General features: G+C 34.6%; 15 protein-coding genes. 8 read left to right on the top strand and 7 right to left on the bottom strand.

The features are described from left to right. The first annotated feature begins 28 nt into the window (after positions 1-28). Complete coding sequence (locus tag BUC11_RS10440; RefSeq protein ID WP_073353900.1) at positions 29-1,165, top strand: glycosyltransferase family protein; 1,137 nt, start codon at positions 29-31, stop codon at positions 1,163-1,165. Here the strand turns inward: BUC11_RS10440 and BUC11_RS10435 are convergent. From BUC11_RS10435 to BUC11_RS10415, 5 genes are read right to left on the bottom strand one after another with little or no spacing between them, the layout of a single operon-like run. Further along, positions 1,137-2,426, bottom strand: a complete 1,290-nt coding sequence (locus BUC11_RS10435) for an O-antigen translocase (RefSeq protein WP_073353898.1) — start codon at positions 2,424-2,426, stop codon at positions 1,137-1,139. The genes BUC11_RS10440 and BUC11_RS10435 overlap by 29 nt on opposite strands. Continuing rightward, positions 2,426-2,995 carry an acyltransferase gene (locus BUC11_RS17165; RefSeq protein ID WP_073353897.1) on the bottom strand — a complete coding sequence of 190 codons (570 nt, stop codon included), beginning with the start codon at positions 2,993-2,995 and terminating at the stop codon, positions 2,426-2,428. Before BUC11_RS17165 ends, BUC11_RS10435 begins: the two co-directional genes overlap by 1 nt. Continuing rightward, positions 2,996-4,132, bottom strand: coding sequence for a DegT/DnrJ/EryC1/StrS family aminotransferase (locus BUC11_RS10425; protein ID WP_073353895.1), 1,137 nt, complete (start codon positions 4,130-4,132; stop codon positions 2,996-2,998). It abuts the gene before it with no gap. Then, on the bottom strand, positions 4,129-5,079 hold the full coding sequence (locus BUC11_RS10420) for a GNAT family N-acetyltransferase (RefSeq protein ID WP_073353894.1): 951 nt from the start codon (positions 5,077-5,079) through the stop codon (positions 4,129-4,131). Before BUC11_RS10420 ends, BUC11_RS10425 begins: the two co-directional genes overlap by 4 nt. Before the next feature lie 35 nt (positions 5,080-5,114). Further along, positions 5,115-5,717, bottom strand: coding sequence for a trimeric intracellular cation channel family protein (locus BUC11_RS10415; RefSeq protein ID WP_073353892.1), 603 nt, complete (start codon positions 5,715-5,717; stop codon positions 5,115-5,117). A 177-nt stretch (positions 5,718-5,894) separates the two neighbouring features. Between BUC11_RS10415 and BUC11_RS10410 the strand changes: the two genes are divergently transcribed. The 7 genes from BUC11_RS10410 (at position 5,895) to BUC11_RS10380 (ending at position 14,112) form a co-directional block, all read left to right on the top strand. Beyond that, positions 5,895-6,680 (top strand): TrmH family RNA methyltransferase, encoded by a 786-nt coding sequence (locus tag BUC11_RS10410; RefSeq protein ID WP_073353891.1) that lies wholly within the window; start codon positions 5,895-5,897, stop codon positions 6,678-6,680. 68 nt (positions 6,681-6,748) lie between these two features. After that, complete coding sequence (locus BUC11_RS10405) at positions 6,749-8,296, top strand: serine hydrolase (protein ID WP_073353889.1); 1,548 nt, start codon at positions 6,749-6,751, stop codon at positions 8,294-8,296. A 92-nt stretch (positions 8,297-8,388) separates the two neighbouring features. Then, the gene (locus BUC11_RS10400; protein ID WP_073353956.1) at positions 8,389-10,611 is read left to right on the top strand and encodes a RelA/SpoT family protein; all 2,223 of its coding nucleotides are present in this window, start codon (positions 8,389-8,391) and stop codon (positions 10,609-10,611) included. 120 nt (positions 10,612-10,731) lie between these two features. Further along, the gene (locus BUC11_RS10395) at positions 10,732-11,199 is read left to right on the top strand and encodes a Fur family transcriptional regulator (RefSeq protein WP_073353888.1); all 468 of its coding nucleotides are present in this window, start codon (positions 10,732-10,734) and stop codon (positions 11,197-11,199) included. 43 nt (positions 11,200-11,242) lie between these two features. Continuing rightward, positions 11,243-12,514 carry an adenylosuccinate synthase gene (locus BUC11_RS10390; RefSeq protein WP_073353886.1) on the top strand — a complete coding sequence of 424 codons (1,272 nt, stop codon included), beginning with the start codon at positions 11,243-11,245 and terminating at the stop codon, positions 12,512-12,514. A gap of 135 nt (positions 12,515-12,649) precedes the next feature. Beyond that, a complete protein-coding gene (gene nudK, locus BUC11_RS10385) occupies positions 12,650-13,231 on the top strand; it encodes a GDP-mannose pyrophosphatase NudK (RefSeq protein ID WP_073353884.1) in 582 nt (193 codons plus the stop codon). Continuing rightward, positions 13,231-14,112 carry a DMT family transporter gene (locus tag BUC11_RS10380; RefSeq protein WP_073353882.1) on the top strand — a complete coding sequence of 294 codons (882 nt, stop codon included), beginning with the start codon at positions 13,231-13,233 and terminating at the stop codon, positions 14,110-14,112. Before nudK ends, BUC11_RS10380 begins: the two co-directional genes overlap by 1 nt. 256 nt (positions 14,113-14,368) lie before the next feature. Here the strand turns inward: BUC11_RS10380 and BUC11_RS10375 are convergent, their stop codons facing one another. Both BUC11_RS10375 and BUC11_RS10370 read right to left on the bottom strand, forming a co-directional pair. Continuing rightward, positions 14,369-15,007 carry a peroxiredoxin gene (locus tag BUC11_RS10375; RefSeq protein ID WP_073353881.1) on the bottom strand — a complete coding sequence of 213 codons (639 nt, stop codon included), beginning with the start codon at positions 15,005-15,007 and terminating at the stop codon, positions 14,369-14,371. Between the two features lie 256 nt (positions 15,008-15,263). Further along, a complete protein-coding gene (locus BUC11_RS10370; RefSeq protein WP_073353879.1) occupies positions 15,264-16,475 on the bottom strand; it encodes an MFS transporter in 1,212 nt (403 codons plus the stop codon). Positions 16,476-16,599 lie beyond the last annotated feature (124 nt).

Genomic DNA, 16,599 nt, shown 5'->3' with positions numbered 1-16,599 from the left:
CACAAATATAAATAATTCAGATTTGTAAATGAAAATACTTTTGATAGGCGAATACAGTCGATTGCATAATTCTTTAAAAGAAGGATTAATAGCGCTAGGACATGACGTCATTTTGTTGTCGTCAGGAGATTATTTCAAGAAATTCGATACCGATTATTCCTTTCATTCCTCTTTTACATCTGGACATTGGCTGCCTAGAAAGATAAAAAATATCATTCACAAACTCACTGGAATCGATTTATCAAAAGCTGAAAGAGGACTCCGTTTTTATCTTTTATTACCTAAATTAAAAAACTTCGATCACGTACAGCTCATTAACTCTGATGCCATTGAGACCTTCCCTTTTCTATCGCGACTACTGTATAAAAAGTTATTCAAGAAAATTAAAAATCGAAGTTTACTAATCTGTGGTGATGAAACCCCAGTGATTGACTATTTGTTAAAAAAAGAAACAGATTATTGCATTCTGACTCCATATTTCGAGAACAATTCTTTAAAAAATCATTTTGAATATCCATTGAAATATGCGGCTAAAAACTATAGAAGAACCTTTGACTGGTTGTCTGAAAATTGTCGAAATCTTATTACATCTGATTTAGATTATAAAATTCCTATGGACAAAATGAACTATAAAACTCACTTCATCCCTAATCCTGTTAATAGCAATAAAATAAAATTTCAAGATCAAGAAATCAATGAAAAGATTGTTATTTTTTTAGGGATAAATCGCTCCAGTTACATTAAAAAAGGAATTCCTTACTTTGAAAAAGCATTGCGAATTATACAGGAGAAATATCCTGAAAAGGTAACAGTCATTATCACTGAGAACATACCTTACAGCGACTATATTAATAGATACAATACCGCTCAAATTGTATTAGATCAAATTTATGCTATTGACCAAGGCTATAATGCACTGGAAGCCATGGCAAAAGGTAAAGTTGTTTTTACTGGTGGAGGAAATGATTTTATCGATCATTATAATTTAAAGGAGAGAGTAAATATACATGCAACACCAAATATTGACTCTTTAGTAAATGAGATTTCCTTTTTGATAGAAAATCCAGAAGCGATTGTTGTTATTGGAAATCGTGCCAGAGCCTTCATCGAAAGAGAGCACGACCATATTAATATTGCTAGTCAATATTTGGCCGCTTGGAAATAAAAAATAGTTTTCGAAACATAAATAAAATCAACAGGAACAAGATCAAATTGGCAATAAAATAAGCCATTAAAGCACCTTGAAATGAAAAACGACTGATTAAATAAAAAGATACTATCAAATAGGAAACATTAAATACTATTTCAAGAATAAAATATTTTTTGACCCTAGCTTTCACAACAATTTGATAGCCAAAAGCCAATGTCATAATCCTTAAAAAATCACCTAAAAGCTGCCAAATTAGTACGTCCTTCACTTTTAAAAAAGATTTTGTAAAAGCAAGATCTAAAATAAATCCTTTCAATAAAAAAACAAGCAATAATACTGCAAAAAATAATGGAACAAAGACACGAAAATAGGATTTTAATTCTAATTTGAACTCCTCCTCTGTTTTTAAAGAAGATAATTTTGGGAGGTAATATAATGATAACCCAGAGCTAAAAACCAACATATAAAAACTAGAAAATTTATTGGTAGCATCCCAAATACCAGCTTCTTGTATAGAATGCGTTTTGATTATAAAACTTCTTATGAGTAATAGCGTTACAGGTGTAAGTATGGCACTTAATAAAGCCATTGAAGAAAAGCTCTTGATGGTATCTAAATATTTCTTTGCTATAATTTTCTGAAGGCTAAATTGAAAATAACTGCTATCCTTTATTATAAAAACAAAAGTCACCACCACCGCCACTAATTCGCTCAAAACAATTGCTAACAATCCTCCGTTTATCGCATTATTTACTATCAAAAAAGTCGTTAAACTAAAAATTAATAGATTCGAGACAATCTGCAGAATGACAATTTTTTTATATTTTTCTAAAGCAGTATAGATGGCAATCCAAAATGTATTGATAACAAGTAAAGGCAGTAACAATCCAAAAAAACGAATAGGATATGCAAAGGAAATAGTAAGAAATAAAAATTCGGATATTACATTGGAGAAAACTAAAATTATCAAACCTAAACCTACTGAAACAAATAGGAAGAACCAAAAAAAAGTAGAATAAATGACACCTAATTCATTTTTATCCTCTTTATTCTCCACGAAAACTTTAATGAATGAATTGTTAATTCCTAATGTAGCCATGGACTTCATCATTGTTGTGAAGTTTCTAAAATTCCCTAATAATGCCATTCCTGACGTACCTAAATAAATGGAAATAATCTTAGTAGAAACAATCCCTAGCATAAAACTCACCACCACTGAAATCGAATTTAGTGAGATTACTTTAAGAAGCGGATTTTGTTTGATGGTCTTTAACATTATAAGTTTCTAATAACTTTAGCAGGATTTCCTGCCGCAATAACATTTTTAGGGATATTTTTGCTCACCACAGATCCATTTCCTATTACAGAATTTTCTCCTATCGTAACTCCTTTCAAAATAGAAACATTTGAACCAATAAAGACATTTTCCCCAATATACACTGGAAAAGAAATTGGATTACTCTCATTTCTTTTATCAAGATCTAAATAATGCCCATCGTTATCCATGATTGTACAGTTGCCGCCTATTAAAACGTTATCTCTGATTGTAACTTTCGAAGAACAAATAATCGAAAAAGCATTATTAATAGCAACATTACTTCCAATGTTAATTTCACTGCTATCATATTTAGCTTCCATAAAAGTATATCCTAAATAAAAATAGGGCGACGAAATTACCCCAATTTGTACATTTTCTTCAAAAATAATTGTTCCTTTTCCTTTCAATAGTACAGGATAGAAAAGCTTTGGCTTACCCACCACACGTTGGCAATCGGAGAGGAATTTATACTTTATAATCCGCAAATTAACAAAGCACAATTGTTTTATTTTGCTAATTAATCCCATTTAATATTTATTTAAAAGTAAAACAATATAACTGACCTCCTCCATCGTCAAAACTGGACTCATAGGCAAGCTTAAAACTTCCTCATGCATCTTCTCCGTAATTGGAAAAGACAGATCATTGTACTGTTTTAAAGCTTTTTGCTGGTGTGGAGCAATGGGATAGTGAATTACAGTTTGGATACCATTTTTGCTAAGGTAATCCTGTAGCGCTATTCGGTTTTTAGTTCGAATTACAAACAGGTGAAAAACATGATTAGATTGCTCCGTACCAAGCAATGACAGTTTGGGCAAAATGATTTTATCGTTTTTAATTTCAGACAAATAGCGTTTGGCAATGGTTCTTCGCTTTTCATTTTCAGTATCTAAAGACGGTAATTTTACGTTCAAAAAAGCTGCTTGCAACTCATCTAACCTCGAATTTACACCAATATAATCATTATAATATTTGGTTTCTGAACCGTAATTGCGCATTGAAAAAATTACCTTAGCTAAAGCTGCATCATTTGTAGTAACAGCACCAGCATCTCCTAAACAACCTAAATTTTTTCCAGGATAAAAACTAAAAGCTGCCGCATTACTTAAATTACCTGCTTTCCGCTCTATTGCATTTGAGATATCACTTTTGGCAACTAGTACAGCCCCATGAGCTTGAGCTGCATCTTCAATAACCAGCAAATTATTTGCCACAGCAATTTCGTTTATCGCATCCATTTCGGCCAATTGTCCATACAAATGAACCGCCAAAATAGCTTTAGTTTTAGACGTAATTTTAGCTAAAATCAACGCCGAATTTATGTTGTAGGTTTCTACATTTGGCTCGACTAAAACCGGAATTAAATCTGCTTGTAAAATCGACAATATACTAGCAATATAGGTGTTTGCAGGAACAATAACTTCATCGCCTTTTTGCAGTTTTCCAAGTTGAATATAACCTTTGAAAATCAAAACTAAAGCGTCAAAACCATTTCCTACGCCAAAACAATGTTTTACACCACAATAGGTAGCAAAATTAGTTTCAAATGCGGCAACCTCATTCCCTAAAACATACCAACCGCTATGTAAAACCGATTTCAATTTTTCTTGAAAAGCAGTTTCGTAGGGTTCGTTTATTTTTTTTAAATCAAGAAAAGGGATCATAATAGCTTCATTTTATAAAAATCCTGGTTGTAAACAGAGCAACCTAATTCCTCTTTTTGTTTCAAAAGTCCGGCGTGGTATCCTTTTTCATTAGCGTCATTAACGATTCCCATATCAAAAAAAAGTTTTCCTTCCTGTTTGTATTTTTTTATTAAAGTAATAAATAAAAAATCTAAGGCACGCAATTCCTCCCCTTTTTTTGTTGTAGCACCATATTGCGATTTCACCACTGTTTCCGTCTCAAAAAGTGTTATCCCGGCAATGATAGTACCATCATAATAAGCTGAAAACTGTCTGATATTATTTGGGAACTTTTCTTTAAGTGCTGTAATTTCTTGTAGCGTATGTACGGGCTTTGCATTGTGTTTTTCTGATAGTCTTGGCTCTAGGACCAATTCCCAAAATGACTCCAATTCTTGTTCTTCTACGAGTTCTACATCGAGTTCTTCTACTTTCCTAAAATGCTTTAATTTACTTTTTGAAATGGTTAATGGCATCGCTAAATTAATACCCAAATTCATTTCTTTTTTATCTAAAAACGCTCCTTTTTTAAACATAAAAAATTCCATTTCAGCGTTGCCTTTTGACACATAGAATAAAGGAATCGGATTGTAATAAAAGGACTGTATCTCCATCTCTTTGTAAAAAGACAGAACAGCATCCAAAATCGTTGCTACTTTTTCTCCATTTAATTTAGCCGAGTAAACTAATCCGCCATACGTTAAACCTTGATGCGAAAAAACGACAACTCCAACTCTATTGGCAGGTAAAACAGCCACTAGCTTGTCATCCTCAAAAATCATCAACGAGAAATCCTCGAACCGATCGTTGTGGTATTCCATAAAATCTCGGTGAAATAAAAAAGTAGCATTTTTGGCTTGACCAATAAAGGCATTCCAATTTATATAATCGTTTTTTTGGTATTGTTTTACAAAATAATTTTTCACTCTTTGAATTTAGACTTCGTGAAAGTACTTCTTTTTTATTTATGTTCTAAAGTAGGTAAATACCATTTGAATTTTACAGCCATTAATCGAACCGAAATGATAACTAGTGACGTCGTTAAATACAAAACATCATTTTCCAAATTCAGTTTTCGAAGCAGAAAAAAAACAATTCCACCTAAAATACATATTGTAGCATAAATTTCTCTTCTAAATATAACAGGAATTTCTGTACACAAAATATCGCGGATCACACCACCAAAGCAAGCCGTCATTGTACCTAATGCGATACAAATAATGGGATGTAGACCAATGTTGATTCCTTTTTCTAAACCAATCAATGTAAAAACACCCAATCCAATAGTGTCAAATAAAAATAAAGAAGTACGCAATCTATCGAATTTTTTTCTAAATATAATAGCCAAAACAAAGCCAATTGCTATTACATAAACATACTTTAAATCCAGCATCCAGCCCACAGGAGTCCTCCCAATCATGATGTCTCGGAGCGTTCCACCACCAACAGCAGTGACAAATGCGATGATAAATACCCCAAAAGGATCCAGCTTTTTATTCATGGCCGTCAATGCGCCCGACATAGCAAAAGCCATCGTACCGATGATATCTAATAAGTGAAACATTTGATTTGGGATTTTGATTTTCGAATTCGGACAAAAATAAAGAAATTCCTCGTGAAACAACCTTAAAACTCCCACAATATGACATTCTCTTAGTTTCCAACAAATATTCGAACCCTATTATAAAAACTGGATTTTCTCTATGTATCTTTGTAGCTATTAATTAAATAGTTGAACGTCTTGAAACAAATCACTTCTATACAAAATCCATACATAAAATCTTTAGTGCAATTGCAGGAAAAGGCAAAGGCACGCAAGCAATCCGGAAATTTCTTAATGGAAGGCAAACGTGAAATTGCAATAGCGGTTAAAGGGGGTTACGAACTGGAAACACTATTGTTTTTACCTGAAATTTGTTCTGAGGCGGAGGCGCGTCAAGTAGCTCCGACTGCAACATTGATAGAAATCAACAAGGAAGTATATCAGAAGCTCGCTTATCGAGATACTACCGAAGGTGTTTTGGCTGTTGCCAAAACCAAATCAATGCAATTATCTGATTTGAAATTATCTGCAAATCCTTTAATTCTAGTTGCCGAAGCGCCCGAAAAACCAGGTAATATTGGCGCACTACTTCGCACAGCCGACGCTGCTAATTTAGATGCCGTGATTATTGCTAATCCAAAAAGTGATCTATACAATCCAAATATTGTGCGTTCTAGCGTAGGTTGTTTATTTACCAATCAGATTGCCACTGGAACGACATCAGAAATTATTACTTTTTTGAAAGAACGAAATATCAGTTTTTATTGCGCGACTTTGCAAAATTCGACGGCATATCACACACAGGATTATACCACCCCAACCGCATTAGTTGTGGGCACAGAAGCCACTGGATTAACGGAGGAATGGCGTACGGCAGCAACTCAAAATATTATTATTCCAATGCAAGGTGAAATCGATTCGATGAATGTTTCTGTTGCAGCAGCTATTTTGATTTTTGAAGCCAAAAGACAAAGAGGGTTTTAGATTTTTGATTGCAGATTTATAACAAAAAAATAGTAACAATTCACCATTTTACAAACATCGTAATTAATATGAAAAATAAATTATTCTTTGCAATTGCCCTAATTTCAACCTCTTTTTCTTTCGCACAAATCGATGCGGCTAAAGTTGACTATCTTGTGGAGCGCACTTTAAAAACATTCAATGTTCCTGGAATTGCTGTCGCAATTGTCAAAGATGGAAAGATTATTCATGCGAAAGGATATGGTGTAAAATCTATTTTGACTAAAGAAAAAGTAGATGCCAATACCCTTTTTGGAATTGCATCCAATAGTAAAGCGTTTACAAGCGCCGCTTTGGCCATGTTAGTAGACGAAGGAAAAGTAAAATGGGATGACAAAGTCATTAAATACCTTCCTAATTTCAAGATGTATAATGAATACGTTACGAATGAATTTACAATTCGGGATTTATTAACGCACCGTAGCGGATTAGGCCTTGGCGCGGGAGACTTGATGATTTGGCCTGACGGAAGTGATTTTACAGCTACTGATATTATTCAAAATATACAGTATTTAAAACCCGTTTCCGCCTTTAGAACCCAATACGATTATGACAACTTACTATACATTATTGCTGGAGAAGTAATACAAGTAGCAAGCGGCAAGAGCTGGTGCGATTTTGTAGAAGAACGCATGATGAAACCCTTGGAAATGAATTATAGTGCTGCTTCATTTGTACGATTGAAAGATACCACCAATGTTATTGCACCGCATGTTCCCATCAACAGGGAACTAAAAGTAATCAAACGCTATAAAAACCAACTCTTTGATGCAGCAGCTGGAATTTACTCCAGTGTGAATGATTTGAGTAAATGGACCATCATGCAAATGAACAATGGAAAATATGGCGCTGATAACAAGCAATTATTTTCGAAAAAGGAGCACGATGAGATGTGGCAATTACAAACCATAATTCCAGCGGCCACAAGACCTCCGTACAATACGCATTTTAGCGGCTATGGCTTGGGCTGGTTCCTAAGTGATGTAAAAGGATACAAACAAGTTACCCACACCGGCGGATTAGAGGGTATTGTTACTCAAGTAACGCTTTTACCGGAACTGAATGTAGGAATTATTGTTTTGACCAATCAGCAGTCTGGCGCTGCGTTCAGAGCAATTACCAATACTATAAAAGACAGTTACTTAGGCATTCAATCCGAAGATTACGTGGCTAATTACAGTACAAGTCTAAAACAAAATGAAGCCTCATCAGACAAAATCACAGACGAAGTTTGGGCAGCTGTAGCTAAAAATAAAAAAGACAAAATCAAAATTGATTTCAAAAGCTTTATAGGAACCTACCAAGACAATTGGTTTGGCGAGGTGGTACTTTCAGAAAGAAAAGGAAAATTGTTTTTTGCCTCTAAACGCTCTCCACAGCTTACGGGCGAAGTTTTTTTCTATAAGGATGCGAATTATGTAGTAAAATGGGATAATGCTTATTTCCATGCGGATGCTCATTTGTTTTTTGAATGTGATGCTACTGGAAAAGCAGTACGACTAACAATGAAGCCCATTTCTGAATTAACTGATTTTAGCTATGATTTTCAGGATTTAGATTTTATAAGAATAAATTAAATAATAAGCTCAATTTCTTATACCTTAAGTTCTAATATACATTTGCATATCTCCGAGCTTATTGTTATTTTTAGGAAATGAACCATGCCGTTATGACAGAAATAGATTTAGAAAAAGAAAACAAAGCAATTGCTCAAGAATACAAGGAACTGCTGCGGATAAGTTATCAAACCTTAACTCCCGAAGACAAGAAACTGATTCGAAAAGCATTTGATGTGTCCGTAGAAGCCCATAAAGAACAAAGGAGAAAATCCGGCGAAGCCTATATCTTCCACCCTATTGCTGTAGCAAAAATTGTTGCTTCGGAAATAGGCTTGGGAGCAACCTCTATTGCAGCAGCCTTGTTGCACGATGTTGTTGAGGACACACCTACTACTGTGCAGGATATTGAACGCTTGTTTAATCCAAAAGTAGCGCAAATCGTAGAAGGATTGACCAAAATATCATTGGTACAAAGAGATTTAAATGTTTCCATGCAAGCAGAAAATTTCCGTAAAATGATATTAACGCTGAATGATGATGTTCGCGTTATTCTTATCAAACTTGCGGATCGTTTGCACAACATGCAAACTATGGATTCTATGCAAGAGGACAAACAAACCAAAATTGCATCTGAAACTTTGTACATATACGCACCACTAGCACATCGCTTAGGGCTATATAATATAAAAACCAAGCTGGAAGATTTAGGATTAAAATATACGGAACCGGCAATTTACAAAGAAATAGTCAGTAAAATAAAAGAAACTAAAGAAGAGCAAGATGCTTATATTGACGATATTTCAAATGTCCTAAAAGCCTCTTTAGATGCTGAAGGTGTTGAATACATCATAAAAGGTCGTCCAAAATCTATTTATTCTATTCGTAGAAAAATGTTAGCACAAAACGTGAGTTTTGATGAAGTATACGACAAATTTGCATTGCGCATTGTATATAAATCAAATCCACATGATGAGAAATTCGTTGCTTGGAAAATATATTCTATTGTTACTGACCATTACAGACCGAGTCCAAGCCGTTTGCGGGACTGGATTTCATCACCAAAATCAACAGGTTATGAAGCCTTGCACATTACCGTTATGGGGCCAAAAGGACGTTGGGTGGAAGTACAAGTTCGGAGCGAAAGAATGGATGAAATTGCTGAAAAGGGATACGCAGCACATTATAAATACAAGAATGGTGCTACCGAAGAAAGTGGATTAGACGTATGGCTTAATTTACTAAAGGAAGCGCTAGAGAATTCTGAAACGAATGCCGTAGACTTTGTAGAAGATTTCAAAATGAATTTATATTCAAAAGAGATCTTCGTTTTTACTCCAAAAGGGGAAATAAAATCGTTGCCTAAAGGAGCTACATCGCTCGATTTTGCGTTTAGCATTCACTCTGAAATAGGAATACGAACCAGAGGAACTCGGGTCAATGGAAAACTAGTTCCTTTGAATTTTGAATTGAAAAGTGGAGATCAAATTGAAGTCATCACGTCACAGCATCAAAAGCCTACCATTAACTGGCTTGATTATGTCACCACCTCTCGAGCAAAAACGAAAATAAAAAATGTTTTAAACGAAAATACCAAGAAAATTGGTGAAGAAGGCAAAGAACTGCTTACCCGAAAATTAAAGCATCTAAAAATAACCATGAGTGAGCAGGTTATTAATGAGTTAGTCAACTTTTTTAAACTAAAAACAAGTTTAGATTTATTTTATAGAGTGGGAATTGGTGCTATCGAGAACCAGCAACTTAAAGATTACGCCGCACAAAAAAGCAATACATTCATTAATTTCTTCAAAAATAAAATGAAGCGTTCTTCCAGTACTACTGCTGACGAAGACATTCACAAACCAATAGTTAGCAGTAATTATGACATGCTTGTTTTTGGGAAAGAACATGACAAACTAGATTATAAATTATCTCCTTGCTGCAATCCAATTCCTGGCGATGACGTATTTGGGTTTGTAACAATCAATGAAGGGATAAAAGTGCACAAAAAAGATTGCCCTAATGCTATAGGAATGCAATCCAATTACGCCTACCGAATTATGTCGGCCAAGTGGATCGATTCTTCGCAGGAAGAGTTCAAAGCCATTATAAACATAACAGGAATGGATGTTTTAGGACTTACAAATCAATTAACAAAAGTGATATCAAACAACATGCATGTTAATATTCAAAGTATAGCGCTGAGCACTGATGCTGGAATTTTTCATGGCCAAGTTGCGGTAATTGTTCAAAACAATACCATTTTAAAAAAAATGATTAATAATATCAAGAAGATTGACGGAATAGATAAAGTAACTCGGGAGTACAAAACGTAGCACAATAGTGATTTTTGCTGACTTTTATTTAGGCATTTTGAACTCGTATTAGAACAAACTTGAAACTTAACAAACCGGAAACTTTAAACTTTAAACTAAAAAAATTATCTTTGCCACTATATGACACTCATTTCCACAGATAACACCAAAAACCAAGAAATTGTAAAAAATGTTTTTACAATGTATCTTGAAAAAAAAGGACATCGCAAAACCCCTGAACGTTATGCTATCCTTCAGGAAATTTACGATAGCGAAGAACATTTTGATGTAGAAAATTTATATATCAAAATGAAAAACAAAAACTATCGTGTGAGTAGGGCAACGCTTTACAATACAATCGAGTTGCTCCTAGATTGTGCTTTAGTTCGCAAACACCAATTTGGACAAAATCAAGCACATTACGAAAAATCGTATTTTGACAAACAGCACGACCATATTATAATGACTGATACAGGTGAAGTAATTGAGTTTTGTGATCCGAGGATTCAAAGTATCAAAAAAACAATCGAAGAAATTTTTGATATCGAAATTACCAATCATTCGTTATATCTCTACGCAGTAAAGAAACAAAAAGAAAACTTGGAATAAGATCGTTTAAAAACATAAAAATTAACTACAAATAACGTACAGAATGACCGTAGATTTATTACTAGGATTACAATGGGGAGATGAAGGAAAAGGAAAAATTGTTGATGTTCTTACTTCTAAATACGATATTATTGCTCGTTTTCAAGGAGGACCAAACGCAGGACATACTTTAGAATTTGACGGAATAAAACACGTACTTAGAACCATTCCTTCTGGAATTTTTCACGGAAATAACATGAACATCATTGGTAATGGTGTTGTAATTGATCCTGTAGTTTTTAAAAGTGAAATTGATGGCTTAGCCAAATTTAACTTAGACCTAAAGGCAAAGCTAATTATTTCTAGAAAAGCTCATTTAATATTACCTACCCATCGTTTATTGGATGCAGCATCTGAAGCATCAAAAGGAAAAGCAAAAATAGGTTCTACTCTAAAAGGAATTGGTCCAACGTATATGGACAAAACCGGAAGAAACGGTATCCGCGTTGGAGATATTGAATTAGAGGACTTTGCAGATCGTTACAGAGCTTTGGCGGATAAGCATGAAGCCATGATTGCGTTTTACAATGTTGATATTCAGTACAATTTACCCGAATTAGAAAAAGAATTTTTTGAAGCTATCGAAGATCTAAAAAAATTAGATTTTATTGATAGTGAAGAGTATTTACACCAAGCTCAAAAGGCAGGTAAATCAATATTATGTGAAGGTGCTCAAGGTTCCTTACTGGACGTTGATTTTGGGACCTATCCTTTTGTAACATCCTCTAACACTACTGCTGCTGGTGCTTGTACTGGTTTAGGAATTGCTCCAAATAAAATCAAAGAAGTATACGGAATTTTCAAAGCGTATGTAACTCGCGTAGGTAGTGGTCCTTTCCCAACGGAACTTTTTGATGAAGACGGTGCTACAATGGCAAGTGTTGGAAATGAATTTGGATCTGTGACTGGCAGACAAAGACGTTGTGGATGGTTAGACTTAGTAGCACTTAAATATGCTATTCAAGTTAATGGTGTTACACAATTAATGATGATGAAAGGAGATGTACTTTCTGGATTTGAAACGTTAAAAGTATGTACCGAATACAATTATAAAGGAGAGAAAATTTCTCATTTTCCTTACAACATCGAACCTGAGAATGTAACTCCAGTGTATCAGGAATTCAAAGGTTGGCATGCCGATTTAACCGGAATGACCACTTACGAAGAACTACCAACAGAGTTGAAAGAGTACATTGAATTTATCGAAAGAGAAGTTGAAGTTCCTATCAAAATAGTTTCTGTTGGACCAGATAGAAAGCAGACTATTCTTAAATAAGATTACAAAACGCTCTGAAATTTCAGAGCGTTTTTTTTTCCTCTCCCCAACCCTCTCCAAAAATAGAGGTAGCCGAGACTGGATTACTTTTTAATAATATTTTACCTAAACAAAAAAAATACTTTCGATACAGCCATGAAAAATCCAACTATTAAAATACAAAAAACTGAATTGCTATCTGACAACTGGTATATCTTAAATAAAGTTACTTTCGACTATCAAAAAAAAGACGATTCTTGGATCACCCAAAAAAGAGAAGTGTATGACCGTGGGAACGGCGCGGCGATTTTATTGTACAATAAACAACAAAAAACGGTTATTTTAACGAGACAATTTCGCTTGCCAACCTACCTAAATGGGAATGACTCTGGCATGATGATTGAAGTTTGCGCCGGTCTTTTAGACGAAGACAATCCAGAACAATGCATCATTCGAGAAACAGAGGAAGAAACAGGATACCGACTCATAAAAGTCACTAAAATCATGCAAACCTATATGTCTCCTGGTGCTGTAACTGAAATTTTATACTTGTTTGTTGGGGCTTACGATGAATCTATGAAAGTCAGTGAAGGTGGCGGAGTAGCGCACGAACAGGAGAATATTGATGTACTCGAAATGCCCTATGAAGAAGCATACGCTATGATAGCAACAGGCCAAATTCAAGATGCCAAAACAATTATGTTATTACAACATGCCAAAATAAACAATCTTGTTTAATGAGTAATCAGACCAAGGGAGTTTTATTTGCCTTATTCGCTACACTTCTATGGTCAGTCAACATGGTCATTGCTAGTGGTGTAAAAGGACATATTCCACCAGTGGGATTGGCTTTTTGGCGCTGGACCGTTGCCTGTATTGTTTTAGCTCCTTTTGCTGCTAAAAGGACTTTTGAAAGTTTACCAATACTAAAAAAGCACTTTTGGTACCTTACACTTACCGCCGTTTTGGGCATTACTATTTTTAATACACTGATATACTTTGCAGGAAAAACAACAAGTGCTATCAATTTATCATTAATTGCCATTTCAATTCCGCTGTTTATCATTATCCTTTCCAGAATCATCTACAAAGAGAAAGTATCCAATATAAAAATAGTAGGAATTGCTACCATAATTATAGGAGTTCTAGTGCTTATTTCCAAAGGTTCCTTACAAGCATTGCTTACCATCAATTTTACAATTGGAGACTTGTTGATGCTTCTCGCTTGTTTCTTTTTTGCGTGTTACACTATTTTAGTTCGAAAAAAACCACAACAACTAGCTCCGAAAGTATTTTTATTTAGTGTTTTCAGTATTGGTACAGCACTACTTCTTCCTTTATATATTTGGGAAAATACTACTTATCAAAAAGTGATTTTTGATTCTACAACAATCTTAATTACGCTATACGTTGGTATTTTTGCGTCGCTAGTTTCTTTTTATTTATGGAACGAGGCAATCCGATTAATAGGTACTTCGAAAACTGCTTTAATTTATTATTTGATTCCAATATTTAGCGGCATACTTGCTTATTTTTTTCTAAATCAAGCTATTGGACTTACCCAAATCATAAGTATGGGAATCATTATTTCTGGCCTGTTTATTACAGCTAAAAAATAAAATGTGATATATTTTTTACAGTGAACTCTATTTGTAATTACTGCCTTGAGATAAAAGTTAAGGATAACATTTTTGAGAAATTCCAATGTGTAGTAAAAACTCCATTAACTACTGCGTATTAAAGCTACCCGTTTACTCTAACCTTTGAATTAAACGCCATTATCTCGCTTCTTTTTACTGAGGTCTTTGAGCATAAAAAAAGCAACATAAAATCGTTTTTATGCTGCTTTTCAATCTGTAATAGCGCGGTAAATTATTATTTATTAGGCTGTGGCGTCATCCTTAAATACGGTTTAACCCTTTCATAGCCTTTTGGAAACTTTGCTGCAATATCTTCATCTTTAATAGCAGTTGAAATCACTACATTATCTCCATCTTTCCAGTTGGCTGGTGTTGCCACGCTATATTTAGCCGTTAACTGTAGACTATCGATTACACGCAGAATTTCATCAAAATTTCTACCTGTAGATGCCGGATAGGTTAAGGTCAATTTTACTTTTTTGTCAGGCCCAATTATATAAACGGAACGCACTGTAAAACTTTCACTTGCATTAGGGTGAATCATATCATATAATGCTGCAATTCGTTTGTCTTCATCCGCAATAATAGGGAAATTTACTGTCGTATTTTGAGTTTCATTGATATCTTTGATCCATTCCATGTGTGAATCTACACCGTCCACGCTCAAGGCGATAACTTTTACATCCCTCTTTTCAAATTCAGGATAATAATTGGCTACGGTTCCCAATTCAGTGGTACAGACTGGTGTAAAATCAGCTGGATGTGAGAACAAAACGCCCCACGAGTCTCCAAGCCATTCATGAAATTTTATTTTTCCTTGTGACGTTTCTGCTTCAAAATCAGGAGCAATATCGCCTAATCGTAATGTTGCCATACTCGTTTTTTTTTATTGATTAGTAACATTGTAAGTTATTGAAATAAAAGTAATAAAGAAGAAAATTTATCTTAAGATTGTACTAAATTATTACCAAAATCACAAAATGACCCTCTCCAAATTTGACCATAAGAATGCCAAATAACTTACTATTGATTAACGGACCAATTTTTTGTTTACCATTCAGATGAAGAAAGAATGTTTAACAAAATATACTGTTTAGCTGGAATCAACTCCTGAAAAACACATTACAGTTCTATTTTTTCTTTAGATTAGGCAAAAAGAAGGCGATACCTCCTATCAAAGGCAAGTACGCACACAGGTGGTAAACATAATTTATGCTAGTATGATCCGCAAGATTTCCCAATAATGCAGAGCCCAAACCTCCCATTCCAAAAGCGAAACCATAGAAAAGGCCAGAGACCATACCTAATTTTTTAGGCAATAATTCTTGCGCAAAGACCAAGATCGCAGGAAATGCAGATGAAATAATCGTTCCTATTATGACTGACAAAACCCCTGTCCAAAACAAATCGACATACTGCAACAGCAGAGTAAAAGGAGCAGCTCCCAATACTGAAAACCATATTACGTATTTCCTTCCAAATTTATCCCCTAACGGCCCTCCAATTAAGGTTCCAATAGCACAAGAAGCCAAAAACAAAACCAAATGAAATTGGGCTTCCTGAACAGACAAATTAAATTTTTCCATCAAGTAAAAAGTAAAGTAACTAGACATACTTGCCATGTAAAAGAATTTCGAAAAGATCAATACCATCAAAATTGCAACCGAAATCTTTATAGTTTTTGGCGATAAATTAGGCAAGTCGATTACTGCTTTTTTAGTACTTCTTAAACTCAGATGGTTTTGGTACCAAAGCGCAATTTTACTCAAAACAAGTAAGCCAATCAGCGCAACAACCACGAACCAAATAATAGAATATTGGGAGTTAGGAACCACAATTAAGGCGACTAACAACGGTCCTATTGCGGTCCCAGCATTACCTCCTAATTGAAAAATGGATTGTGCTAAACCACGTTTGCCACCTGAGGCCAAAAAGGAGATCCGCGATGCTTCAGGATGAAAAATGGAAGAACCAATTCCAACCAAAACTACTGAAACAATAATCGTTTCAAAACTGGAAGCGTAGGATAAGCAAACAATTCCAGATAAAGTAAATAGCATTCCAAAAATCTGAGAAAAAGGCTTTGGTCTTTTATCCGTGTATAAACCAACCACAGGCTGCAAAATAGAGGCCGCCAATTGATAGGCTAACGTAATTAATCCAATTTGGGTAAACGTCAACTGAAAGTTTTCCTTTAAAATAGGGTATGCCGCAGGGATAACAGCTTGCAGTAAATCATTGAGTAAATGGGCAAATGCTATCGAAAATAATATGGAATAAACGGTTTGCTGAGCGACAGGCGCTCTTTCAATTGGTGCAGCGTTATCAGAGGATACATTCATTTTTTTACTAAAACTATTAATTATTAATGGGTGGATTCAATTAATTAATGCGAATTCCTGATTATTGTTTAATAATTGTAAATATACTTCATTTGGAGAATCAAATTGATGCCTTTTCCGAGGT

Source organism: Flavobacterium xanthum (genome assembly GCF_900142695.1).
GTDB lineage: Bacteria > Bacteroidota > Bacteroidia > Flavobacteriales > Flavobacteriaceae > Flavobacterium > Flavobacterium xanthum.
Note: the sequence above shows the minus strand (reverse complement) of the source record. Positions and strands in the feature narration are given on the sequence as shown.

What these genes read in the sequence shown, in the direction of transcription:
- BUC11_RS10440 (WP_073353900.1), top strand. Translation starts at nt 29, where the DNA reads ATGAAAATACTTTTGATAGGCGAATACAGTCGATTGCATAATTCTTTA.
- BUC11_RS10435 (WP_073353898.1), bottom strand. Translation starts at nt 2,426, where the DNA reads ATGTTAAAGACCATCAAACAAAATCCGCTTCTTAAAGTAATCTCACTA.
- BUC11_RS17165 (WP_073353897.1), bottom strand. Translation starts at nt 2,995, where the DNA reads ATGGGATTAATTAGCAAAATAAAACAATTGTGCTTTGTTAATTTGCGG.
- BUC11_RS10425 (WP_073353895.1), bottom strand. Translation starts at nt 4,132, where the DNA reads ATGATCCCTTTTCTTGATTTAAAAAAAATAAACGAACCCTACGAAACT.
- BUC11_RS10415 (WP_073353892.1), bottom strand. Translation starts at nt 5,717, where the DNA reads ATGTTTCACTTATTAGATATCATCGGTACGATGGCTTTTGCTATGTCG.
- BUC11_RS10405 (WP_073353889.1), top strand. Translation starts at nt 6,749, where the DNA reads ATGAAAAATAAATTATTCTTTGCAATTGCCCTAATTTCAACCTCTTTT.
- BUC11_RS10400 (WP_073353956.1), top strand. Translation starts at nt 8,389, where the DNA reads ATGACAGAAATAGATTTAGAAAAAGAAAACAAAGCAATTGCTCAAGAA.
- BUC11_RS10395 (WP_073353888.1), top strand. Translation starts at nt 10,732, where the DNA reads ATGACACTCATTTCCACAGATAACACCAAAAACCAAGAAATTGTAAAA.
- BUC11_RS10390 (WP_073353886.1), top strand. Translation starts at nt 11,243, where the DNA reads ATGACCGTAGATTTATTACTAGGATTACAATGGGGAGATGAAGGAAAA.
- nudK (WP_073353884.1), top strand. Translation starts at nt 12,650, where the DNA reads ATGAAAAATCCAACTATTAAAATACAAAAAACTGAATTGCTATCTGAC.
- BUC11_RS10380 (WP_073353882.1), top strand. Translation starts at nt 13,231, where the DNA reads ATGAGTAATCAGACCAAGGGAGTTTTATTTGCCTTATTCGCTACACTT.
- BUC11_RS10375 (WP_073353881.1), bottom strand. Translation starts at nt 15,007, where the DNA reads ATGGCAACATTACGATTAGGCGATATTGCTCCTGATTTTGAAGCAGAA.
- BUC11_RS10370 (WP_073353879.1), bottom strand. Translation starts at nt 16,475, where the DNA reads ATGAATGTATCCTCTGATAACGCTGCACCAATTGAAAGAGCGCCTGTC.